Source organism: Lysinibacillus sp. NPDC093197 (genome assembly GCF_044754025.1).
Classification (GTDB): domain Bacteria; phylum Bacillota; class Bacilli; order Bacillales_A; family Planococcaceae; genus Lysinibacillus.
Map to the genome: position 1 here is coordinate 333,887 of NZ_JBIVOH010000003.1, position 24,789 is coordinate 358,675.

The following is a 24,789-nucleotide window of genomic DNA, read 5'->3' on the forward strand; positions in this document are numbered from 1 at the left end:
GTTTACCGCCGATTTTTCTAGGTTGACAGGTAAACTGCCTTTTTACCAACAACTCGTGCTACACGGCTCTCTTCACACTACTCATCTAAATGATGTGTTGAGGAATTTAGCATTTGGGCATAAATCCCACCAGATTCAATTAACTCATGCTGTAATCCAGCTTCAACTAGCTCGCCCTTTTGCATAACTAAAATAACATCCGCATTGTGTACAGTGTTCAACCGATGTGCAATTACAAAACTTGTTCGTCCTTGCATAAGCCTATCGAGCGCCTCTTGGATTGCTAATTCTGTTACTGTGTCAATGCTACTTGTTGCTTCATCAAGCAATAAAATTTTCGGATTAGCAATTAGTGCACGTGCAATCGATAGTAATTGCTTTTGTCCTTGGGAAATCTCACGTCCATCTGCCGTAAGAACAGTGTCATAACCATCCTTTAGTTTCATAATAAAATCATGAGCATTAGCAAGCTGTGCTGCTTCCACAATTTCATCATCGCTAGCATCTAAACGACCATAACGGATATTCTCCATTACTGTTGTTTCGAATAAAAATGGATCTTGTAACACAAAGGCCATTTGTGAGCGAAGTGCCTCCCGATCAATGTGCTGTACATTTACACCATCGAATAATACATCGCCCTTTGTCACCTCATAAAACCTAGCAATCAACTGTAGAATAGTTGTTTTTCCAGCACCAGTTGCACCTACCAATGCAACAGTATGCCCAGGCTCAATCGTAAAATTAATATCTTTTAATGTGTAGGATTCCTGTGCATCATCATACTTAAAAAACACATGTTGAAATGTTACCTGTCCTAATAATGTATGTTTTTTTGCAGCAGCCATTTCCTTTTCAGGCTGTTCGTCAAGTAAAGAAAATACACGTTCAGCTCCTGCTATAGCTGATAATACCGTATTAAACTGATTTGCCAAATCATTTAATGGTCGTGTAAATTGGCGAGCATATTCTGTAAAAATAACAATTACCCCAATTGACACATGACCGTATAGTGCTAGTACTCCACCAATACCTGCAACAATTGTAAAGCTCATATTATTTAAAAAGTTCATGACTTTCGGTATATAACCCGAGTACGTCTGTGCCCAAAAGCCCGTATTTTTCAACCGTAAACTTTTGTCGCGAAATTCTGCCTTTACACGTTCTTCCTGTGAAAAGGCTTTAACAATTCGCTGCCCTGATATTGTTTCTTCGATCATGCCGTTAAGCGCTCCTATGGCTGCTTGTTGTTCCTTAAATAACGGAGCCGTTCGACGGGTAATCCAGCGCATCGCCCAAAACATAATTGGAATAATTGTCATTGTTAAGATCGTTAACAACGGACTTAAGCTCAGCATAATGATAATCGTGCCGCCAAGCGTTAACACACTCGAAAATACTTGAATAAAAGAGCTATTCAAAGTCGAGCTTACTGCTTCAATATCATTTGTCATACGACTCATTAATTCGCCATGTTGTCGTCTATCAAAATACGAAATCGGTAGCTTTTGAAAATGAGCAAAAACACTTGTACGCAGTCGATAAATCGTTTGTTGGGCAATCCCTATCATCCAAAAGTTTTGTAAAAATAAAGCGACTGCTAAAAGTAAATAAATACCAACAAGTAACATAACTTTACTACCTAATCCTTTAAGCTCACCATGCATCACATATATATCAATTATTTTGCCTATTAAGTACGGTCCTAGAAGTGCCAAAATCGAGCTTGCCATTACGAGTAACAGGACGACAATTAATAGCATACGTTGTTCATCGACAATCTTCCATAAACGCCAAAGTGTACTTTTCCAATCTGCTGCACGTGGACCTTTCTTTTTCTTTACGACCTGCTTTACATCATCTTTCGATAAAATCGGCTCATAGCCAAAAGGTTTTTGGAAAAATCCCATTATTCCACCTCCTGTTGGGAGATTGCGATTTTTTTATACAGTTCAGAAGTTTGCAGAAGCTCTTCGTGTGACCCATATCCAACCACTTCGCCTGCATCAATTAACAAAATATGATCTGCACCTTTAGCCGTCCGAATTTTTTGTGTGACCACGAGCATCGTTGCTCTTTCTTCACTAAGCGCATCCCATAGTGCCTGCTCTGTTTTAACATCAAGTGCACTTGTACTATCATCAAGCATTAATATATGTCCTTTTCTTAATAACGCTCTAGCAATAGACAATCTTTGTTTTTGACCACCTGATAAATTAACGCCCTTTTGCCCTACTCGGGTATCATAACCACTTGGGAAATCTTCTACAGATGCGTGAATTTGTGCCTGCATTGTTGCATTGAGCACTTCGTCCATTTCAGCTTCTGTATCGCCCCACCGAACATTGTCAGCAATACTCCCTGTAAATAATAAAGATTGCTGCGGTACATAACCTATAATGTCACGTAGCTCTTGTAGATCCCATTGCTGCACATCTTTTCCTTCTACAAAAATCTGTCCTTCCGACACATCATAAAAGCGTGGAATAAGCTGTAGTAATGTTGATTTACCAGCTCCTGTAGCCCCCATGATTGCTAATTTTTCACCCGACTTCACTTGAAAAGTGACGTTAGACAATACAGCAGTGTCTGTACCTGGATAGTGGAAGCTTACATTTTTAAATGCTAATTCGCCTAATTTCAAGTCGTTAGCTGCACCTTCTTTAGATGACGAAGTAATTTCTACTTCATTGTCAACAGCAAGCACCTCTGTCATACGTTCTGCTGAGGCTTTTGCACGTGCATAAAAAATTATAATAAAAGCAAACATTGAAAATGAACCTGTCATACGCATTGCATAATTGACGATAGCTACAATATCACCAAGCGGTGTCGTTCCAGCAGCAACTTGCTTTGTACCGAACCAAAGTACAGCCAATAAACTCATGTTCATTACAAACAATAATACAGGCATAATATACTCCATCGTACGCAGAGCTTTGACAGTATCCACCTTTAATCGTGAAGCAACCTGCTCAAAGCGCGAAGCCTCATATGCCCCACGTAAATAAGCCTTCACTAGACGCATCGCTTGCAAATTTTCTTGAAGGACACGATTCAAACGGTCCACACGCTTCTGTACTCGCCCAAAATATGACACACCTTTTGCAACCATAAAAATAAGGAAAACGAAAATGAGCGGTGTACCAATAACTAAAAACAGTGCTAGCTTTGCATTGACAACAAAAGCCATGACGATGCTCCCAACAACAGCTAGTGGTGCGCGGAGCATAATCCGAAGGCTCATAAACAGTACTGTTTGAACTTGCGTTACATCATTAGTTAGCCGAGTAATAAGCGAAGCCGTAGAAAACTTTTGATATGTAGCTAATGTAAAGGATTGAATTTTGTCAAACAAAGCATTGCGCAAATCAAAAGAAAAGCTTTGCGCAGTATGTGATGAAAAATAAGAATTGACGACGCCTGATATAAAGGCGATAAAAGATAAAACAAGTAAAATGGCTCCCCATTGAATAATCATGTCATTATTTTGACCGCGAACACCATCATCAATAATTTTGGCCATGATAAGTGGCTGAACAAGCTCTACAAATAATTCAATCAACATCAAACATAATGCAAAAATTGCAGTCCACTTATATGGTTTTACATACGAAAAAATTACTTTCACATTCTCTCCCCCTTATTTGAGAAGAACTATCATTTACACTGAAGGTAGTTAAAATAACCTACACAAATAATAAATTTATGCTTTTTCACCTGCAATAGATAGCCACGTTACACATACAAGCATAACGAAAACTCCCACTAATTGCCACAATCCTAGCGATGTGCCAAATACAATTACTGAAATCACCATCGCCGTTAAAGGTTCAATACTAGATAAGATACTCGTCTCGACAGCTGTAATATACTTCATGCTACTTAAAAATAGTATAAATGCTAAAGTACCTGTAAAAATTAACGCCATCATTAACCCAGTAATTTTTAAATCTGCAAAGACAATCCACTGATTTGATTGCCATACACGACTTAATGTGCCTAATGTTACACCACCAATTAACATTCCCCATCCTACAACAAGGAGCACATTCCATTCCTTCATAAGACGTGCAGGATATAGTGTGTAAAATGCAAAAGTTAATCCAACCGCTACTCCCCATAATAAGGCTTTATTACTAACTAATAAAGAATCAAATGAAGCATTCGTTAGTAGCAGAAATAATCCTACTAACGTGCCAATAATACCTAACACTTGATATTTAGGTGGCCATTTCTTTAAACTAAGAGAGACATAAGCAACAACAAATATTGGCGCTAAAAATTGAAGTAACGTAGCTAAAACTGCATTACTTTCATTTATAGCTCCGACAAAAGCGTATTGCACACCGAGCATCCCTACGATACCAAAGATGACGAGCTGCCTACTCCAAAGCTTTTGTTGCCATATACAAAAAATATTTTTACCCGTTAGCAACAAATATGTAAGTAAGACAATACCTGCAACTGACAACCGAATTGTCAGCATAAAAGAAACTGTCAATGCTGTATGATTGAGTAACCATTCCATTAATGGTCCAGTTGCCCCCCATAGCATCGCTCCAGAGATAATAAAAAGAATACCTTTTAATCGTTCCATCCAATTCCCGCTTCCTATATACGTACTAAAAATTGTTATTTTTCTTCAAAACTTTTCATTTATCTCATTAGAAAAGTCCTATCTTTTCCGATTATCAAATATTTACAAATATATTCATAATGACTAATTCCCGATAATTCTCTATAATATTAGTATATATAGATTACCCAAGGAGATCGAATAATCATGAGTCTTAAGCACAAATCATTTACGATAGATGAGCATTATATAAATTCACTTCCTTTTCCTGCAATTGTTATAACACAAAATGGACAAGCAACTATTTCAGGAAAACACGCTGAAGAATTATTTGGTTTTTCAGTCAATGACATTACAGGACATACTACTCCATCCATACATGAAAATCTACTAAGAAATCTTTCAAATGAGACGTTTCAATCGATTTTACAAAATGAAGAAAGTACATATATAGATCAGGTTCAAGTTTGCACCCAAGCTGATGAAGAAATCATTACAGCAATGCTAGCTAAGCCATACTTTGAACAGGGTGAACACCTTATCCTCATTATGTTTATGTTACCAGAGTTAATGATTAATTCGGTTTCAAACAGTAGTACTTATGTAGACTTAAAGCAAGGTTTAGACTCTACTTTTATGACCGTAACGCTTGATCGTGATGGATTTATTTTAGAATGTAATGCAGAGTTTTTAAAAATTAGCCAATGGACACCAAAGCGTGTTATCGGCAAAACATTCTGGCAGTTGTTCCCTGAAAATGAAGTAAGTGAAAAAATTACAAATACAATTTGGCGCAATTTAAATAATGGTCACACATGGCAAGGCGAAATTGAAAAAGTTACGAAAACAGGGCAGTCTTATTGGGTGCTTCTCACAGCTATCCCAACATTTAATCTAGAAGCTAATGAGCAACAATTTATTTTAATTGAAAAGGATATTACAAAATCTAAGACGATACAACATCAGCTTGAAAAAATTGCTTACATAGATACAGAAACAGGCTTAATGAATGCTCATCGACTAGAAAAAGTAATTTCCAAAATGATCGAGGAAGAAAAACACTTCTCCTTCGTCTATTTAAGTATCGATAAGTTTTACACATTAAAAGAATTACATGATCAACAAATAAACCAAAGTCTTATTATTGAATTTACAAATCGTATCAAAATGTACTTCCAGGACAGTACAATGGCACGTATTAACGAAAATGATTTCGTTGTCATTACACCTTTAAGTGAATGGTTTATTCAAGGCTTCTTGTCCTATTTACAACAGCATCCGATTTATAGCAGCAATATTGCAGTTCCTATTTCAATTAGTGGCGGGATTACACGCTTCCCTGAGGATCAAACTACCTTCTCTCAGCTAATGAAAGCGTCTATCGCAACGATTACAACGGTTCGCGAAGCTGGTGGCGACAAAATTGTCTCCCTTTCAAAAGCAACACATAAAGCTTTAAATCGTAAAGCATTAATTGAAAAACGTCTACTACAAGCACTTGATCAGAAAAACCTAAAAGTACTTTATCAGCCACAAGTTGACGTTTACTCGGGTAAAATTACAGCTGTAGAGGCACTAGTTCGTTGGGAAGATGAAGTTATTGGCGTAGTTTCACCAGATGAGCTCATTCCAATTGCTGAGGAAACAGGGCTAATAAACAATATTGGTTCGTTTATGCTGGAAAGGGCTTGCGAACAAGCGCTTATTTGGAAGAAGGCTGGTTTCAATTTAAAGGTGGCGATTAACTCGTCTGTCCGTGAATTCCGTGACAAAAACATGGCCAAGTCAATTCTTGAAATGTTAGCAAAAACAAATTGTCCTGCAAACCTTATTCAAATTGAAATTACAGAGAAATTTGCATTGGAAGCCGAAGCTGCAACCTTTATTACACAACAAATGCGCAAGCTTGAAAACGAGGGCATCGCTTTCGTCTTAGATGATTTCGGTACAGGTTATGGTTCATTCCGCTATATGCAAATTTTACCGATTGATACATTAAAAATTGATAAAGCATTTACTAGTTCGTTATTAAAATCCGAAAAATCACAAAAGCTTATGCATGGTATGATACAGTTAGGCAAATCCATGGAACTAAAAGTGGTAGCAGAGGGTGTTGAAACGGCTGAGCAAGCTAATCTGTTAATTACTTATGGCTGCGATACTATTCAAGGATTTCACATTAGCAAACCTGTTACACCAGAAGAAATCGAGGCACTACTTGTAAAATAAAAAACAAGATAAAGAGCTGTTCCTAAGGATACAATCACTTACGGAGCAGCTCTTTTTTTATTACTTTTCATAATCTAGAGTTACATAGCATTTATTTTCTGTAAGTCCTTTGCAGCTTTGACTTGCTCGAACGTACAGCCCGAAACACAAACTGCATTAATACTTCTGCAAATACTAGGCCCATAACAATTGCACCTGTAATTAAAAACGCCTTCAGTCCATACTGTAAGCCTTGTAAATAATCATCCTCCACTACATTTCGCATTGCATTGTAAGCCATCCCCCCTGGTACAAGGGGAATTATTCCCGCTACAATAAAGATAATCATCGGCATTTTAAAACGACGTGCATATAAATGCGCAACTATCGCTATGATAAATGAGCTAAAAAACGAAGCGTCTACAACGTCCATACCGTGCTCTGTTAATAAATAATAAATCATCCAGCCAATCACACCTACAAAACCACAATGGAACAAGGTTTTTCTAGGAACATTAAAAATAATTGCGATTCCGGCCGTTGAAAAAAAGCTCACAATTAATTGTACGAATATATCCATTTTTCCCGCCCCCTAAAATGATAGGATGACGGCAATTGCTGAACCGATAGCAAAAGCTGTTAAAAACGCCTCTGCTCCCTTTGCCATCCCTGACATAAAATGACCTGCCATTAAATCCCTTACCGCGTTGGTGATTAAAATACCTGGTACTAGTGGCATAACAGAGCTAATAATAATTTTATCAATTTCTGTACCATAGTTAAATTTCACCGCAAAAAAAGCAATCGTACCAATAATTAACGAAGCTGTGAACTCCGAGAAAAACTTCACTTTTGTTAAATGGTTCATTAGAATAAGAGTAAGAAACCCTAACCCTCCTGCTATAAATGCTGCAGGGAAATCAGACCATCCACCCTTAAACATAATTAGAAAACAGCCACTCGCAAGTGCTGCTGAAAATACTTGTATATACATTGGCAAAAAATAATTTGTTTTTTGTATCGTCTTTAGCTCGTCATAAGCGTCTTCTAATGATATTATGTGAGATGTGAGTCTACGAGATACTGAATTTACCATGGATATTTTTTGTAAATCAGTAACCCTACTGGAAATCGAAGTGATTCTCGTCGGCTGTGTCTTGCCTAACGAAAAAATGATACCTGTAGGTGTAGCATAACATTGCGCATCTAGCATATTTTGAGATTGTGCCATACGTAGCATCGTATCTTCAACACGATATGTTTCTGCACCACTTTCAATCATAATTCGCCCTGCAAGTAACAAGCAGTCAATAGTAAATTCATTATCCACTTCATGTGATAGCATTCCAGTTATCTACCTCCTTCAAAAGGTTCCTTGCATATAGTAACGAACTGCAAATAAAAACTCAACCAAAAATCTTCGATATTATCAATTATATTTTGGAATAATTGTATCTGTCGCTAAATGATACAATGCCTTCAGTTCAAAATCCATTTATTAATCGAATTTAATTGAGCTTAAAACTGAAAAATACAGATTGCAAAATCGAGTCTTTATAAGTTATTCACGTGGTGGTTATAAAAAACTGTTACATATTCTATTTTTTATTATATTTCTATTTAATTATATAAAATATTTGTAGATTTCTATAACTTTTCCAATGTCTCGTACGTCTGATTTTATAGAAGAATAATTATAGAAAGGAGCAAACCAACATTGATAGAGGAGCGCAGAAAAAGACGCCGCCCAATAATTGATTTATTGTTAATTGGGCTCATTGTTACATTAATATCCATCATCCTTGTTATTATACTATCTAAGGACGAATTTAAATTTCAAAAAATAAGTGCCTCGAAAGACACAAATAGTGAATCTAATTTATCCACAGAAAACTCTGCGTTTCCTGGCATACGTATTGTATCTGACGTTTCTAACGATAAACGCTCACCTTTTGCCGTTCACTATCCACAAACAGAAAATAAAGTTTTTAACGAGACCGTATTACAATATATTACGGATGCTAAAGACAACTATCTGTCATCTATGAAAAATAATAAGAATAAAGAGGCTAAGGGTGAGCTTACTATAAATTTAGAGACCTTCCCATATCACGAGCACTACTATTCATTTGTCTTGACGAAAATGCAGTATTTAGGCGGAGCTAATCATGTCGTTTCAACAACAACATTTTTCTATAATAACGAGACAGGTGAACAAATTAATATACAAACGTTATTACAAAACGATAACAATAACTTATCAACTTTAGCAGCCTATGTTCGCAAAGATTTACAACAAAACCTTCAGTTAAAAGAAGTACTAAATGAAGATGAGCTACTTAAAGTGACGGAGCCAAAGTGGGAAAACTTTAATCGGTTTGCCATTGTCGATGATTCGATACATTTTTACTTTGACGAATATGAAATTGCAAGTGGATCAGCAGGTGCACCTATAGTGAAGCTTTCACTTTCACTTATCAATCCATTGTTAGCCTCTGAATTCCAAATTGCTATGGAGACAATGGAACCAACTAAACCTCCTGTTTCCCCAGGAGATCCAAATGTTAAACGTATTGCGTTAACATTTGATGACGGTCCACATCCGAAAGTTACAGAGCAAATTTTAAATACGCTCGACAAATACGATGCTAAAGCTACATTCTTTATGCTTGGCAGTCGTGTAAAACACTATCCTGATATCGCCAGAGATGTTCTTGCACGTGGTCATGAAATTGGAAACCATACATGGAACCATCCTGTATTGACAAAAATGCCGTTAGAACAAGTATTAAAAGAATATACATCAACTGCTAATGAAATTGAATTAGCAATTAATCAGGGCGCAACCGTTTTTAGACCACCATATGGAGCGACCAATGATGAAATAAATGAAAAAATACCAGTTCCTGTAGTACTATGGAGTATTGACACATTGGACTGGAAACATCGTAATTCACAATTATTACTAACGTATATTAAAAGTAATTTGCACAATAACTCCATCGTTTTAATGCATGATATTCATCAATCAACAGCAGATGGACTCGATGCTGTACTCGCCTATTTACAAGGAGAGGGCTATGAATTTGTTACAGTATCTGAAATTCTTCCATATCGTCAATGAATAGAAAAAGTGTTAGATTGACTAAAATCAATCTAACACTTTTTTGCTATGCCATTGATGTCCGTTTTGGTGGTTTCTTCTCGCTTAGAACAGTAAGACGCTCCCCCGCTAACGCGAGGGTTGTTACGTCTTACGTTTTGTTTGTTCGGCGCAGGAGTCACCACCTTTGCTACCATTAATTGATGTTTAGTGTATCAAGCGGTTTGAAATCTTTTAATTGGTAGCTCTTTACTTCATTGCGTGCAATTGTGTATAAAGTATCCTCTACATAAACTACACGTTGGACGTTTTGCTCCCAATTTTCATATGGTTCACCCGTGCTTTTATTAATGATATTTCCTTTTAGTGCAATACCCTTCTCCGCTGTAATTTCATAAATTTGTGCACCTTGACCTTGGTATACAACTTCATCGTCCTTCCCTGCCTCATAAAGCACGACTGGGAAGCCGAAGTAATGATATTCTTTATTGCGGAACAATGCTTTTGGATTGTATTGTACGTCTGAATAAGAGCCTTTTCCACCAATTTTCACTGTAGATTGCTCTTTTGGGTTTTTAAAATCTGTAACATCAAATAGCGACATTTTCATATTAGTCGTTACCGTGAAATTACGCTTCGTATAAGGATCAAAACGTTCTTCCGTATCATAACCAATTCCAATTAGGTGTGTATCATCTAATGGATGTAAATAGTTGCTAAACCCTGGGATTTTTAATTCACCTAGTACTGTTGGCTTTCTCGGATTTGCTACATCGATAACAAATAGTGGATCAACTTGTTTAAATGTTACGACATATGCTTTCTCTCCCATAAAGCGTGCTGAATACACTTTTTCCCCTGGCGCCAAATCCTTTACTGCACCAATCTCCTTTAAGCTTTTATCTAAAATAAACAAATGGTTTCGGGAAATATTTTTCTCATCCCACATGTTGCCTTCAGTCGTAACAATGCGGAAATTCCCCTCGTACTCATCCATTGAATATTGGTTTAACACAGAGCCTTTAACTTCACTCGTACCAACAAAGTTCATGGCTGTTCCATCTAAATCCCATTTAAATACTTGTGTATTACTTGATAGAGGCATCCAGATTCTGTCCATGATACCTCCGAATGGAACTGCTTGATTGCCATCATAAATTGGTGTAGTTAAATATAGCGCATCTTCTGACATATAAAGTCCACTACTACCTCCTAAATAACCTTTAGTATTAGCAGAAGTTTTAGCTCCATTTTTTAAATTAATTGCTGTAATTAAACTATACGTGCCATCCATTGTGTTTGGTAAAATTGAAATCTTATCAAGAGGTAAGCTTTTGTATTCCTCACTGTCTACACTATCATACATTTTTGGCTTTAAATCTTGCGTTCCTTCCTCTTGAAGAATCCAATAATTTGGATGCATATTGCCGATTAAATACAGCGTATCATTTGTAATTCGCATATCCTGTAAATAGCCCTCTTGAGCAACTTCACGAATAAATTTTGGATTTTTCGGATTTGTAATATCATAAAAAACGGCCGTCGACATGCTTGTGCCTGATTTTTCAATGTAGTCTTCTCCTATTGCAATTAATACATTATCGTATAATGCTAACTTCACAATATATTGAGATTCCTTTTGTTTAATTGTCGTTGCCAGCTTCAAGTTTTTAGGATTACTTGCATCAACAACAGTTATACTTTGATCTTTTATAGCGTAAATAAAACCATCTTTCACAACTACTATATCGCCCTCTTCGACACCTTCTACTTGGTTATTTGTCGTAGAAGAACTATTAGCTGAAGGTGCGCTATCTTTACTGCTTGAGGCACTATCCTCAAGAATGCCCATTTCGGGCTCCCTATTACCATTTGCCATAATAGCTTCAAAATATTGTTGCAATTCTTTTTCAGATTTTACAGGCTCTAGTTTTTCAATAACGGTAAATGCAATATCATGGGATGTCGTCTTAAGCGTACTATAAGCGAATGCTTCTTTATTTACATGTAATCGATAACTACCAGGAGAAAGTTTACTAACAATAAGTGATTTTTTATCTTCTCCCAACGTAATTGTTGCTGTCACTCTTTGCCCCGCTTCATCGGTAACATAGACAAATTCATCCGTTATATTTTTTGATTTTAAAGCTTGTGTAAAGGATGCTGTCCAACTTTGCGTTGATATAATTGTACTTGTTGCTTTAGCATGCGCTTCTGGGGAAACCATAAATGTGAAGACCCCTGGCAAAACAGCTAAAACAACGATAATCATTATGGCTAACCATTTACCTCTCATTATTTTCCACTCCTTCATATACTTGTTTTATAATTAGACTACTGAAGTGTTATAAAGTTACATTTAAAGAAAAAATTTTATAAAAAAATAAAAGCGATACATTGAAACAAAACTTCGAGCAGCTTGTCGGTAACTAAAAATAATCCATTTTGATAAAAGGATTATCAAAATGGATTATTTATTAATGGTTGCTAATAAGGATTGTCCTTCCTTCTCCTCTTATAAACATTCACCAAAATCTAGCGTGCTACCTGTTTCTACTAAAGTTTTTGTATTACTTAAAATCATCCACCAAGCTATGTCACTGTTGTCATAGGAGGCATCGCCTTCTTTCCATTGGTCATGAATAAGCGTCAATTTCGTGCATGATCCAACAGGCTCTAAAAGATAAGAAATTCTTGATTCCAATGCTTTATTTTCCTTTACATAAGACTTTCCAGGATAGTGAGTAAAACGCAGTAACCGATTTGGTTCATATTCCAATACGTTGCCGTATACATGTACTGTTTTATCTCCATCTACACCTGGACCGACATATTCCAAAAGGTCGCCAACTTGAAATGTAGAGTTAATGACAGAACCATAATAAATTTGTTTTGTACCTTCCGGAGAGATAAGTGCTTTCCAAACTTCCTCAGGTGTACCTGCAATAAAAAATTGATATTTTAAATCTTTCATCATTTTTATGCCTCCTATAATTTTGTTTTGAACATTTACAGTATAAAAAAACTTCACTGACATCTACGGTCAGTGAAGTGAAGTATTTTGATAATGCTTGAATAACTCAAAGCTAATAGTTGCCAATTTTTCCTGTAATAAAGTTGGCTCCAAAATAGTAAGTGATTTACCATAGGGAAGAAGAAAGTAAGGTACAAAACGATGAATGGACTCTTTATCAACCTTAAATAGAGCCTGATTATTTTTTCGCTCTATTAAAGCATGATTGAATAACCAATGCTGACATAAATCATCTAGCACATGTGCATTACCTTCGATACGGACTGAAACGAGTTTATCACGCTGATTCGAATCAGGTAAAAGGTCTTTTAAAAAGTAAGAACGTGCTGAGAATCCAAAAGGCCGATCAAATTTTTGATCTGTTTTGGACAATGATTGAATACGATCAATTCGAAAACTCCGCACTTCTTTCCGCAAATGGCAATAAGCTACTGTGTACCATTTACTTTTCCAATATACAATACCATAAGGGTCGATATAACGAGATTGAGGTTCAATCTCCCTTTCTTTATGATAAACGATATTTACACTATAACTGTCTGCAACAGCCATTTCTAAATCTTGAAGAATAGATTTTAAAGAAGGTGCAACAGTCGGATGTATAACTTCAAATCCTCTTAAATGATTATTAATATGATTCAGTTGTTCCTCGTTTGTATACATTTTCAATTTAGAAATGGCTTCATCTAAAGTTTCACTAAAAGGATACCCGGCATCTATTGCAAATTTTGCAGCGTGTACAAGCGCTTTCTGCTCATCCGGGTTAAAAAATAAAGGGGCCTTTGTAAATTCATTTAGTAAACTGTACCCACCGTTATGCCCTGCATCTGAAATGATTGGTACGCCACTTGCACATAGAGCATCAATATAACGGTATACCGTACGGATACTGATTTCTAATTCTTCAGCTAGCTCCTTTGCAGTCAATTGTTTCCTTGTTTTAAGGAGCCATAATATAGAAAGCATATTAACCATTTTAGACATATACAAAGATTCCTTTCTCCGAAATTCAAATCCACTTAACGCGCTCCTTCTGGAAGAACATTCTACTTTATTATAAATATCTTACTGTGGCATTTAAATAAAGGTAGGTAAAATATTTCCTATACGAAGTTCAGCTCAGACTGTAGATGGCTACTGCCGTTGATTTCTATTACGAACTAGCAATTTCCACAGGAGTCTTCGTAGATTTTTTTCTTACCAATACATAATATTGTATGAAAATTTAGAATTGCGTGAGTGCCTGGCACCTAAAAATAAAAAAATGACAAAAGGCATTATCAAGAAATAATCTTGACGCCTTTTGTCGAGCATCTCAGCTAAACTAATTAATTGGTTAGCTTAACATTAAAAAATATAATACCTCTCTTTTACTCATCAAATGGCCATTTAGGTAACATTTTGGCTAACGGCTTATCGTTCCGTCGACCAAGTACATAATCGGCTTGCATAATGGTATGAATTTCTCGTGTGCCTTCATAAATTACTGGCGCTTTAGAGTTACGAAGATAACGCGCAACAGGATAGTCATCTGAATAGCCGTACGCACCATGAATTTGCAGCGCGTCATCTGCTGCCTTATTGGCAAAATCACAAGCCTGCCACTTTGCCAACGAAGTTTCCCTTGTGTTGCGAATTCCATTATTTTTCAACTCACCAACTCGATAAACAAGCAGACGACTCATTTGATAGCCTGCTTCCATTTTGGCAATCATTTGGCCGACAAGTTGATGCTCACCGATTGGCTTGCCAAATGTCTCACGCTCATGACAATATTTCACACTTGCCTCAATACACGCTTGAATAAGACCAACTGCACCCGCTGCTACTGTAAAGCGGCCATTATCCAATGCAGACATGGCAATTTTGAAGCCTTCTCCCTCTTCACCTAAACGATTTTCAACCGGAATGCGCAAGTCCTCGAAAAAAAGTTCTCCTGTATTGCCTGCACGAATTCCGTACTTCCCTTTAATCGCCTTGGATGAAAAGCCTTCCATTGAGCGTTCAACAATAAAGGCACTGATGCCATGATGTTTTTTCGATTTGTCTGTATAGGCAAAAACAATAAAGTGATCAGCTATATCACATAAAGAAATCCACGTTTTTTGCCCATTTAACACATAACAATCACCATCTCGAACTGCGGTGGTAGTCATTGCCGCTACATCAGAACCTGCACCAGGCTCAGTCAACCCAAATGCCCCAATACGTTCACCTTTCGCCTGTGGCACAAGGTATTGCTGTTTTTGCGCTTCAGTGCCCCATTGCATTAACGTCATACTATTTAAACCTATATGGACGGATACAGCCGTTCGAAAAGCTGTATCCCCTCGTTCAAGTTCCTCACAAACGATAGCAAGTGCATTATAATCCATGCCACTGCCACCGTACTTTTCAGGTACGCATACACCCATAAATCCGAGCTCAGCAAGCTTTGACCATATGCTTGCATCAAAGCTCCCCTCTGCATCCCACTTTGCAATATGTGGCATTATTTCATCATCAACAAACTGGCGTACAGTTTTTCTTAGTATTTCCTGCTCTGTTGTAAATTCGAAATTCAAGGCCTTCACCTACCATTTCACAATCATTGCAGACTTATGAGATGTTTCCTTAATGACAACACCACGCTTAGCCATTTCTTTAATATACGGCTCTCCTGGTACAATGGTTTCTGGAGCAAATACTCCACGTTCTGTAATAAGCCCATCGCCAATCATTTGTGCTACTACAGAAATTGTATTTGCTGTAGCACGAGCCATCGCTGTCTCATTAATTGTCATATCTTTACGTACAACCATTTCGTACTCATATGTGACCTGCTGTTGCGCCTTTTCACCTGCTACTATTACACGTAATAGCACCGCATCAGGCTTCGTTCCTAGTTCAAGTTTTTTCTTCAGTGCTTCCCTGACAACCGCTCTTACAGGCACTTCTTGATTTTCCAGCTCTACATTATTACTAGCATCTAAAAATCCTAAGTCTGCTAATAATTTAAATTTCTCTGCATGCCCCTTATAACGAATCGTTTTATATTCTAATGTGTGGACATTTGGGAATGTCTTATAAAGAGTGGAAATACCACCCGATGTATAAAATGCCTCAAGCACACCAAAACCATCGAAATATATAGGTTCAATTCCTGATAATGATGGAACTTCTTCAAGCTTGCCTTTTTGAATCATTTTAGAAGGCTGTGTATAGTGGTCAAATACACCATCAAGAGAAAAGACACGCGTATAGTGCAAAGGTGGCTTCGGCTCTGTAGGAATGCCTCCTACATATAGTTTAATAGATTCTACTTCATCTAGTTTTGTTGCGCCATAGCCTGCTAATATGTTCACCATACCTGGTGCTACACCTAAATCAGGAATGATTGTCACACCTTTTGCCTTTGCTTCTTCATGTAATGCCAAAATATTGTCAGTTACACCACCGATATGTCCTCCTAAATCTACAGAATGAACACCTGCCTCTATCGCAGCCCTTGCCACACGTTCATTGAACGAATAGAACAGTGCATTCACAACAACATTACCTTTTGCAATAACCGATGTTAACGAGTCATCACTTTCCGCATGCAGCTCTACTACTTCAACTTTATCTGTATTTAATGTATCTACAAATTTTTGAGCTGTATTTACGTCGATATCTCCTAAAATAACACGTTCAACATTGTTATTTTTTATTAAATCACGAGCTACTTCTTTCCCCATCAATCCTGCACCTAATACAACAACTTTCATCATGAACATCCCCTTTCATTGATCTGTTACTTTGTATCGATTTGTGCTCTTTGTAATTTGCCGCTGTAGTCAACGTATATGCTCTTCCATTCTGTGTAGACATCCAATGCTGCTACACCAGAATCTCGATGTCCATTTCCAGTTCCTTTCGTTCCCCCGAAAGGCAAATGGATTTCAGCACCTGTCGTACCTGCATTGATATAAACAATACCTGTATCTAAGTCTCGTTGAGCGCGGAAAATCGTATTAACATTTTGTGAGAAGATAGAGCTTGATAAGCCAAATTTCACACCATTATTGACTTCAATTGCTTCATCTAAGTTGGCAACTTCAATAAGAGAGACGACCGGTCCAAAAATTTCTTCCTGTGCAATAATCATATGAGGCTTGACATTGGTAAACAATGTTGGCTCATAGTAAAACCCTTTATCATAAGGAGCCTCGTTTAAAATTTTGCCTCCTGTTAATAAGGTTGCACCTTCCTGTTTACCAATCTGTACATAATGATTAATTTTTTCCAATGCCGCTCTATTAATCACTGGACCAATTTTCACACTTTCATCTAAACCGTCTCCAATTGTTAAAAACTGCATTGCTTCTAATAGACGGTTTTCTAATTCTTCTCTTACATCTTTATGCACAATCACACGACTACATGCTGTACATCTTTGACCTGCTGTACCAAATGCACTCCATAATATCGCTTCTGTAGCAAGCTGTAAGTCTGCATCGTCCATGACAATTACAGCATTTTTTCCACCCATCTCTAGTGACACTTTCTTTAAATGCTTCCCACCAAGTTCCGCCACCTTACTTCCCGTTGTGGTAGAGCCAGTAAACGAAATCACTTTAACATCTGGATGCTCAATCAATGCTGTCCCTACAGTTGGCCCTGTACCAAAAATAATATTTGCTACCCCTTCCGGTAAGTCCACTTCCTCAAAAATTTTCCCCATTTCATACGCCATCATTGGTGTTTCATTAGATGGCTTCCAAATGAACGTATTGCCCGCGACAAGGGCAGGGAAAGATTTCCACGTAGCGATAGCAACAGGGAAGTTCCACGGTGTTATTAGGCCAACTACGCCTATTGGTGCTCGCACACTCATGGCGAACTTATTAGCAAGCTCAGACGGTGTTGTCTCCCCAAACAACCTTCGCCCTTCCCCTGCCATATAATAAGCCATATCAATTCCTTCCTGTACTTCCCCTCTTGCTTCTTCAATCACTTTACCCATTTCTTTTGTTAAAACGGTCGCCAAATATTCTTTCTTTTCTTTCATCCGTTGACCGATGGCATATAAATAATCTGCACGCTTTGGTGCTGGCACAAGTGCCCATTGTTTTTGTGCAGCCTTCGCTACAGCTACCGCTTCCATCACTTCATTTGCGGTTGAAAGCGGTATTGTTGCTAAGTGCTCTCCGTTTGCAGGATTTGTCACTGCTATACTTTGTAAATGCGAATGTGTAACCCATTTACCACCGATATAGTTTTTAATTTCCATTACAAACACCCCCTGATAAATCTATGATGCTTTGGCTTCCACGTACCTTTTGCTTTCGCTACAGAAAATATCTGCCGCTATTGCTTCCTATGTGCACTACATAACATATATGCAGTTACAAAGTGTCAAAATTCCGAATTTTCATTTTAAAGTAACCCCATGATTCTTAAATCTAATCACGAAGCAACGTTGGTGAAAAATATCGGTGACAATTGCCAAAGGCTTTATCTTTGTCCAGCAATTTCAAATAGATAGTGCATACTTTCATCACTATATAGAAACAACTGATGCAAAGATAAATAATACACATTCTAGTTTTTTATATTCGACATTTTCTATCTTATTCCCTTTTTTTCTAAAATTATTAATTATGTACTGAAACTATCCTGTCTAATAATCGTATACAATAACAATAAATGATATTGGAGGAATTACATTATGAATAACCATGAAATCGACTACAAAATATTTGGTGATGACATGCAATATGTGCAAGTTGAGCTAGATCCGCAAGAAACGGTAGTAGCAGAAGCAGGAGCCTTAATGATGATGGATGATGCTATTCAGATGGAAACAATTTTTGGTGATGGCTCAAGAGGTAGTTCACAAAGCGGTTTTATGGGGAAATTACTTGGAGCAGGTAAACGTCTTGTGACAGGTGAAAGCTTATTCATGACTACATTTACGAACGCTGGTTCAGGTAAACGTCATGTCTATTTCGCATCGCCATATCCTGGGAAAATTATCCCTATGGATTTAAGTCAACTAAAAGGGAAAATTGTTTGTCAAAAGGATGCTTTTTTGGCGGCTGCTAAAGGCGTTTCAGTTGGTGTTGAATTCCAGAAAAAAATTGGCGTAGGGTTCTTCGGTGGTGAAGGCTTCATTATGCAAAAACTTGAAGGCGACGGTATGGCTTTCGTACATGCAGGTGGTGCAATTCATCAAAAAACTTTACAGCCTGGTGAAGTATTGCGTGTTGATACAGGTTGTTTAGTAGCGATGACTTCTGACGTTGATTACAATATCGAAATGGTTGGAGGCGTAAAAACTGCGCTATTTGGTGGTGAAGGAATCTTCTTCGCAACATTACGCGGTCCAGGTACTGTTTGGGTTCAATCATTACCGTTTAGCCGTTTAGCAAGTCGTGTCTTTGCAGCTGCTCCGATTTCACAAGGCGGTGGCGGCCAGTCAGCAGGTGAAGGTGGTATCGGTGGACTATTCGATATGTTCAATAAGTAACTAGAACGTAGTCACAAAAAATAGGAAAATAGCTAGCTAAACAGGACTCATGCATCCTATAGTTGCAGTCCATGTTCTGTTTCGTTTCACTTAGCATGGTTATTCAAAATGTAATAGATTACTTTGTAGGGTTGCTTGTTCTTTTGTAAGAATCAAGCAACCCTATACTTATATTTAATGACGCTTTTTCGAAATTGTTTGAGTGCCTGGCACTTATTCCGAGTGCCTGGCACCCATGTTGTTTGTCTATTCTATTTCTTTCGTTTCTTCTCTTAACCATGCACTCTCTTCTTCATTTAAATAAGGCGCTAGCTTTGTGTAAACCTCTTGATGATAATTGTTTAACCATTGCTTTTCACTCTCTGTTAACATATCTTTATTGATACCCGCTAAATCAATAGGGCAATACGTAACTGCTTCAAACTTCATAAATTGACCAAATTCTGTTTTCTCGTCTTCAACTACTAACATCATATTTTCAATTCTAATTCCATATTTACCTTCAAGATATATTCCCGGTTCATTCGTAACAATCATGCCTTTTTCTAATGTAACATGATTAGTACTGCGAATGCTTTGTGGCCCTTCATGAACATTCAGGAAAAATCCTACCCCATGCCCTGTCCCACACTTATAATCCAAACCATACTGCCAAATTGGTTGTCTTGCTAAAACATCTAAGTTAGAGCCTGTTGCTCCGTATAAATATTTTACTGAGCTTAATGCTATAAAGCCTTTTAATACTAAAGTAAAATCTCTTTTTTGTTCTTCAGTAAGTTTTCCTAAAACGATCGTTCGTGTAATATCTGTTGTTCCATCGTAATACTGTCCGCCTGAATCAATTAAAAATAGTCCTTCGTTGTTCAAAGTATGTTGCGATTCTTGATTAGCTTTATAATGCATCATCGCTGCATGTTCTTTATAACCTGCAATCGTATCAAAGCTAGGTCCAACAAAACCTTCTTGTTCACTTCTGAAATTTTCTAATTTTTCTTCTGCCGTAATCTCTGTTATTTCTTCTTTATCTACAAAGTGTTTTAGCCACTTTATAAATTTCACCATAGCTAAACCATCTTTTATTTCACACCATTTTAATTTTTTTATCTCGACGTCATTTTTAATCGCTTTTAAATTCGTCGTAATGTTAGGACTTTCGATTTTCTTTGTTTGTTCATTAATGGCATTAAATAATCTGATACTTGTTTTATTTGTATCTAAAATCACGACATCTTCGTGTGAAAGATTTTCCAAGAATGTTTGTATTTCATCATTCTCTCTTACTTCAATTCCTTCTGCCTCTAGTTCCGATTTAACCAAAGCTGGAACCTTGCACGAATCAATAAATAAATAACATTTATGTTCCGCTACAATTACATTGGCTATGGCAACTGGATTGTTAGGCACATCGTTACCTCTTATATTTAAAAGCCACGCAATATCATCAAGGGAAGTTAAAATATAATAATTTGCCCCTTTATTTTTCATTTCTGCTCTTACTTCATTTAATTTCTCTACTCGAGATTTCCCTGCATAGTTTACGTCATGCGTAAAAATTGAACCTTTAGGAATCTCCGGTCTGTCTTCCCACAGATCACCAATAAAATCTTGATCCATTTTTAATTCGATACCTTTTGCTTTTAAATCTTCTTCCATCTTTTTAACCATATCTATTGAAAAAACATTTCCATCAAAGCCAACAACGCTTCCTTCATTCAGAACATCTGCTAGCCATTCTGAATAAAATGGTACCCCTGGATCTACCATTCTAAATAATCTAATTCCCGAGTTCTCAAGCTGCTTTTCAGCTTGAATATAGTATCTGCCATCCGTCCATAATCCAGCATCATTTAACGTAATCACTACTGTACCTGCAGACCCTGTAAATCCTGATATCCATTCTCTACATTTCCAATGTTCTGCTATATATTCACTCTGATGTGCATCAAAACTTGGAATTATATAAGCATCCATTTGATTTTCTTGCATTAGCTCTCTTAGCTTTTCGACTCTATTTTTAATATTCATTACTAATACCTCCATTATTCTTAAGACTAAATTTTTTATTTTCACGATCAAACAGCCATAAGGCTAGTACTATACTTAATAAGCCTGCAGTAAGCTTCGAAACTATAAACGCTCCTAACATTTCTGGGGCTACTTCTGACACATATCCAAATTGGCCACCAAATACAAACGCTCCACTTACTCCAAAGGCAGTACATACCACTTTTCCTTTAGGATTCATATCCTTGTATGTGCCAAATATTAATAAATTGCTAGCTAAATTTCCGATAATGCCTGCTACCGCCGCAGAATTAATACCAAATTTCTTCCCTATTTTTTTAAACCTATTTTTAAAAATTAGACTAATCAGTTCTAGCATAGGATATGCACCAGCTAAAATAAATGCAATTTTGCCTACTATAACCATAGATTCAGATAGAGGTGCTAATCCTGAAACAAGCTTAACACCAAATATTACATCTACACCTTGTAAAAGTAATCCTACAGCACTTAGACTCATTATAAGCTTGCCAAATACATTAAAAACTTTTATAAACACATGCGGAGCTTTTAATAATCCAACCCCTAAAATAATGGCAAAAACAAATATAGGTACCAGATTCCATGCTAATAGATTAAAATTCATTTTTTGCCATAAGCCTGCTGCAAGGCATCCTATTGGTATCGTAATAATTCCAACCAAAACACCTTTAGAAAAAAATTTTTCATCTTCTTTCGAAAGCATTCCTAAAGCGACAGGAATTGAAAAACTAATTGTGGCTCCTAAAGTAGAAGCAATGATAATTCCTGAGAATGCTCCCATTTCCTTTGTCATTGCTAGCTCCTCAGCCATTTGATAGCCCCCCATATCTACAGCTAAAAAAGCTGCAGGAATGATAGAAGGATCTAAATGAAATACTTGACATAGTGGAATAATCTTAGCGGATAAAAAATTTGCTAAGATAGGTGCTAAAGAAAGTATTCCTATCATACCAAGCCCTAAAGCCCCCATGGTTTTTATGCCTTCCTCAAATTTCCGACCCAGTTTTAAATGATTACCGGTAATATAATCAATACCTCCGATTACAAAAAATGAGCCAATTAGGAGCAATACAAATTTATCCATTTTTATTTTCACTTTCTATTAACTTTATTTTACGTTTTGACTAATCAGAAGCTATATTATTTAACCCACTATTATAGAAATTAGGCGTATTAACAGCGATGAGCTTAACCTTTTTGTTAGTATAATTTGCCCAATTGTGAGCAATATTTGAGTCCATATGAATACTATCACCAGGATACACTTCATAGCTCTTGCCATTTATGTAAACCGTTAATATACCCTCTAAAACATAAATGAACTCTTCTCCCTCATGCTTATAGGATAATATTTCTTCATTTTTCTTTTGAGGTAGTATTTCGATAAGCCTAGGAACAAGTTGTTTATTTTCCAAATTTGTACTTAAACTATACTTAATAAAGCCACCATCTACGGCGTCTATTATTTCTTGTTCATAACTCCTTAAAACGACATCTTTCTTTTTATGTGGATAATCAAAAAAATGTGTTAAATGTACTTCCAAAATATCAGCTAGTTTTTCAAGTGAATCAACTGCTATAGTAGTAAGACCTCTTTCTAATTGAGATAAAAACCCAACAGAAAGTTCGCTTTTTTCACTTAACTCTTTCAAAGTAATTCCTTTTTCAGTTCTTAATTTCTTTATTTCCATCCCTATATTCATTCCTTCACCTCCTCTAAATTTCATAATCGTGAATAATATAATACATTTAAGCTAAATATTCAATGTATTATGAAATAAATTCACGCAAATGAAATTTATTAATAAGCACAATTTCTTATTGCTCTCAATAATAGTGCGCAGCATTACTCCATTTAGTACAAAAAAAGACGCTCGATCCATTAGATCTTGCGCCTACGTTATGCAATATTAAAATTAAAAAGTTATCCTATTGTCACTACCTCAACTAAAGTTGAAGTTGGTTTTGAATGGAGGTCGCTCGCATGAGTGGAAGCACCCCTTAAATAGTTGTTTAGTCAATTCTATTCGATATTGGCTTGCCCTCTCCATATGCCATTAGTGCATTGACATTGAGCATTAGCATAGCTGTTCTTGTTTTTAACGACGCACTACCGATATGCGGAAGCGCAACGACGTTTGGTAAGGTTAACAGAGGATGATCCAATGCAACTGGCTCATGCTCAAAAACGTCTAGCCCTGCAGCCCATAGCTTGCCATTTTTCAACGTGTCATAAAGGGCATTTTCATCAATAATTCCTCCACGAGAGGCATTAATCAATACTGCATCCTCTTGCATTAAGGCAAGCTCCTTCGCGCCGATTAAACCAACTGTATCGCTATTATAAGGGGTCATTATAACAACAAAATCAGATTTCGTTAAAAGCTCCTCTAGGGATGCATAACGGAAGCCATACATTTCTTCCGCTTCATGGCGACGTCTACGGTTATGATATAAAACTTTCATATCAAAGCCCTTCGCACGTCTCGCAACAGCCTGCCCGATACGTCCCATGCCGATAATGCCAATCGTTGAGCCCGACACATCTTTACCAACTAATTGCATAGGATACCAGCTTTTCCAATGACCATCACGTAAATAACGCTCACTTTCTGGTATTCTACGTGCTGTTGCTAGCAATAAGCCAAATACTAAATCAGCTGTCGTATTTGTTAATACGCCAGGCGTATTTGTAGCCATTATGCCTCTTTTACGCAACGCTGGTACATCAATATTGTTAAAACCAACTGCTAGATTTGTCACTAGTTTTAAATTGGGGGCGTGTTTTAATAATTCTTCGTCGACTTGGTCTGCAATCGTTACCCACAATACTTCACAATCCGCTACTGCTGCTAAAAGTTTGTCTCGCGGAATAACGATTTCTTCTTCCTCCCATTGTTCTATATCATAATGCTCTTCTAAAGGCTCAACAAACTGAGCCGGAAATTTTCGTGTAATAAACAATTTCTTTTTCATATTCCAACACCCCTTTGAGTCAATTCCCCATTTTGCCTTTAGCGTAACACTAATATGCTAACGTCACAAGCAAGCTTTTATATTCAATATTTCCATTTTGCACGATAAAAAAATACGGTTTTCTGCTTTTTTTAAATCTATCCTTCATATCAGTAATTTTATCCTTCAGTTATGGGATTTTATCCTTTTTTAAACTTCTCTACCCTCTATTTCAACAATTTTATCCATAAAAAAACTATGCACTTTTATATGCATAGTTCAGAGTTATCATAACAATTATCAAGAAGTTCAGTAATTTTAACAAGGGATATAAACTATAAAAAAACAAGGGCGTCCGCATACGTTATGCTTGA

18 protein-coding genes are annotated in these 24,789 nt (G+C 36.8%); 3 read left to right on the forward strand and 15 right to left on the reverse strand.

The features are described from left to right. Positions 1–77 precede the first annotated feature (77 nt). The 3 genes from ACIP9G_RS11540 to ACIP9G_RS11550 all read right to left on the reverse strand — a co-directional run bounded on the left by ACIP9G_RS11540 (position 78) and on the right by ACIP9G_RS11550 (position 4,600). Complete coding sequence (locus ACIP9G_RS11540; RefSeq protein WP_340821130.1) at positions 78–1,910, reverse strand: ABC transporter ATP-binding protein; 1,833 nt, start codon at positions 1,908–1,910, stop codon at positions 78–80. Then, a complete protein-coding gene (locus ACIP9G_RS11545; RefSeq protein WP_401019401.1) occupies positions 1,910–3,631 on the reverse strand; it encodes an ABC transporter ATP-binding protein in 1,722 nt (573 codons plus the stop codon). Before ACIP9G_RS11545 ends, ACIP9G_RS11540 begins: the two co-directional genes overlap by 1 nt. 75 nt (positions 3,632–3,706) lie before the next feature. After that, complete coding sequence (locus ACIP9G_RS11550) at positions 3,707–4,600, reverse strand: DMT family transporter (RefSeq protein ID WP_401019403.1); 894 nt, start codon at positions 4,598–4,600, stop codon at positions 3,707–3,709. 186 nt (positions 4,601–4,786) lie between these two features. Between ACIP9G_RS11550 and ACIP9G_RS11555 the strand changes: the two genes are divergently transcribed. Further along, positions 4,787–6,808: an EAL domain-containing protein gene (locus ACIP9G_RS11555; protein ID WP_401019406.1), complete on the forward strand. Its 2,022-nt coding sequence runs from the start codon at positions 4,787–4,789 to the stop codon at positions 6,806–6,808. 91 nt (positions 6,809–6,899) lie between these two features. Here the strand turns inward: ACIP9G_RS11555 and ACIP9G_RS11560 are convergent, their stop codons facing one another. Next, positions 6,900–7,367 (reverse strand): threonine/serine exporter family protein, encoded by a 468-nt coding sequence (locus ACIP9G_RS11560; protein ID WP_401019409.1) that lies wholly within the window; start codon positions 7,365–7,367, stop codon positions 6,900–6,902. A gap of 12 nt (positions 7,368–7,379) precedes the next feature. Beyond that, positions 7,380–8,132, reverse strand: coding sequence for a threonine/serine exporter family protein (locus ACIP9G_RS11565; RefSeq protein ID WP_340821135.1), 753 nt, complete (start codon positions 8,130–8,132; stop codon positions 7,380–7,382). A gap of 372 nt (positions 8,133–8,504) precedes the next feature. Here ACIP9G_RS11565 and ACIP9G_RS11570 point away from each other — a divergent pair, with 372 nt between their 5' ends. Next, a complete protein-coding gene (locus ACIP9G_RS11570; RefSeq protein ID WP_340821136.1) occupies positions 8,505–9,911 on the forward strand; it encodes a polysaccharide deacetylase family protein in 1,407 nt (468 codons plus the stop codon). Between the two features lie 175 nt (positions 9,912–10,086). On the opposite strand, the gene ACIP9G_RS11575 is transcribed toward ACIP9G_RS11570, so the two are convergent. The 6 genes from ACIP9G_RS11575 to ACIP9G_RS11600 form a co-directional block, all read right to left on the reverse strand. Then, on the reverse strand, positions 10,087–12,186 hold the full coding sequence (locus ACIP9G_RS11575) for a beta-propeller domain-containing protein (RefSeq protein WP_401019413.1): 2,100 nt from the start codon (positions 12,184–12,186) through the stop codon (positions 10,087–10,089). Between the two features lie 219 nt (positions 12,187–12,405). Next, entirely contained in the window at positions 12,406–12,864 is a 459-nt protein-coding gene (locus ACIP9G_RS11580; RefSeq protein ID WP_401019644.1) for an SRPBCC family protein, read from the reverse strand. Between the two features lie 69 nt (positions 12,865–12,933). Beyond that, positions 12,934–13,908, reverse strand: a complete 975-nt coding sequence (locus ACIP9G_RS11585; RefSeq protein ID WP_401019414.1) for a helix-turn-helix transcriptional regulator — start codon at positions 13,906–13,908, stop codon at positions 12,934–12,936. Between the two features lie 386 nt (positions 13,909–14,294). Further along, positions 14,295–15,488: an acyl-CoA dehydrogenase family protein gene (locus tag ACIP9G_RS11590; RefSeq protein ID WP_401019416.1), complete on the reverse strand. Its 1,194-nt coding sequence runs from the start codon at positions 15,486–15,488 to the stop codon at positions 14,295–14,297. A gap of 9 nt (positions 15,489–15,497) precedes the next feature. After that, positions 15,498–16,670, reverse strand: a complete 1,173-nt coding sequence (locus tag ACIP9G_RS11595) for a saccharopine dehydrogenase family protein (protein WP_401019647.1) — start codon at positions 16,668–16,670, stop codon at positions 15,498–15,500. A gap of 26 nt (positions 16,671–16,696) precedes the next feature. Next, a complete protein-coding gene (locus tag ACIP9G_RS11600) occupies positions 16,697–18,175 on the reverse strand; it encodes an aldehyde dehydrogenase family protein (RefSeq protein ID WP_401019419.1) in 1,479 nt (492 codons plus the stop codon). A 438-nt stretch (positions 18,176–18,613) separates the two neighbouring features. Between ACIP9G_RS11600 and ACIP9G_RS11605 the strand changes: the two genes are divergently transcribed. Further along, a complete protein-coding gene (locus ACIP9G_RS11605; protein WP_340821141.1) occupies positions 18,614–19,414 on the forward strand; it encodes a TIGR00266 family protein in 801 nt (266 codons plus the stop codon). A 246-nt stretch (positions 19,415–19,660) separates the two neighbouring features. On the opposite strand, the gene ACIP9G_RS11610 is transcribed toward ACIP9G_RS11605, so the two are convergent. The 4 genes from ACIP9G_RS11610 to ACIP9G_RS11625 form a co-directional block, all read right to left on the reverse strand. Further along, positions 19,661–21,439: an aminopeptidase P family protein gene (locus ACIP9G_RS11610; protein ID WP_401019423.1), complete on the reverse strand. Its 1,779-nt coding sequence runs from the start codon at positions 21,437–21,439 to the stop codon at positions 19,661–19,663. Continuing rightward, positions 21,429–22,544, reverse strand: coding sequence for an ethanolamine utilization protein EutH (eutH, locus tag ACIP9G_RS11615; protein WP_401019427.1), 1,116 nt, complete (start codon positions 22,542–22,544; stop codon positions 21,429–21,431). Before eutH ends, ACIP9G_RS11610 begins: the two co-directional genes overlap by 11 nt. 40 nt (positions 22,545–22,584) lie before the next feature. Continuing rightward, positions 22,585–23,163: a helix-turn-helix domain-containing protein gene (locus ACIP9G_RS11620; RefSeq protein WP_401019429.1), complete on the reverse strand. Its 579-nt coding sequence runs from the start codon at positions 23,161–23,163 to the stop codon at positions 22,585–22,587. Between the two features lie 310 nt (positions 23,164–23,473). Continuing rightward, a complete protein-coding gene (locus ACIP9G_RS11625) occupies positions 23,474–24,436 on the reverse strand; it encodes a 2-hydroxyacid dehydrogenase (RefSeq protein WP_340821145.1) in 963 nt (320 codons plus the stop codon). Positions 24,437–24,789 lie beyond the last annotated feature (353 nt).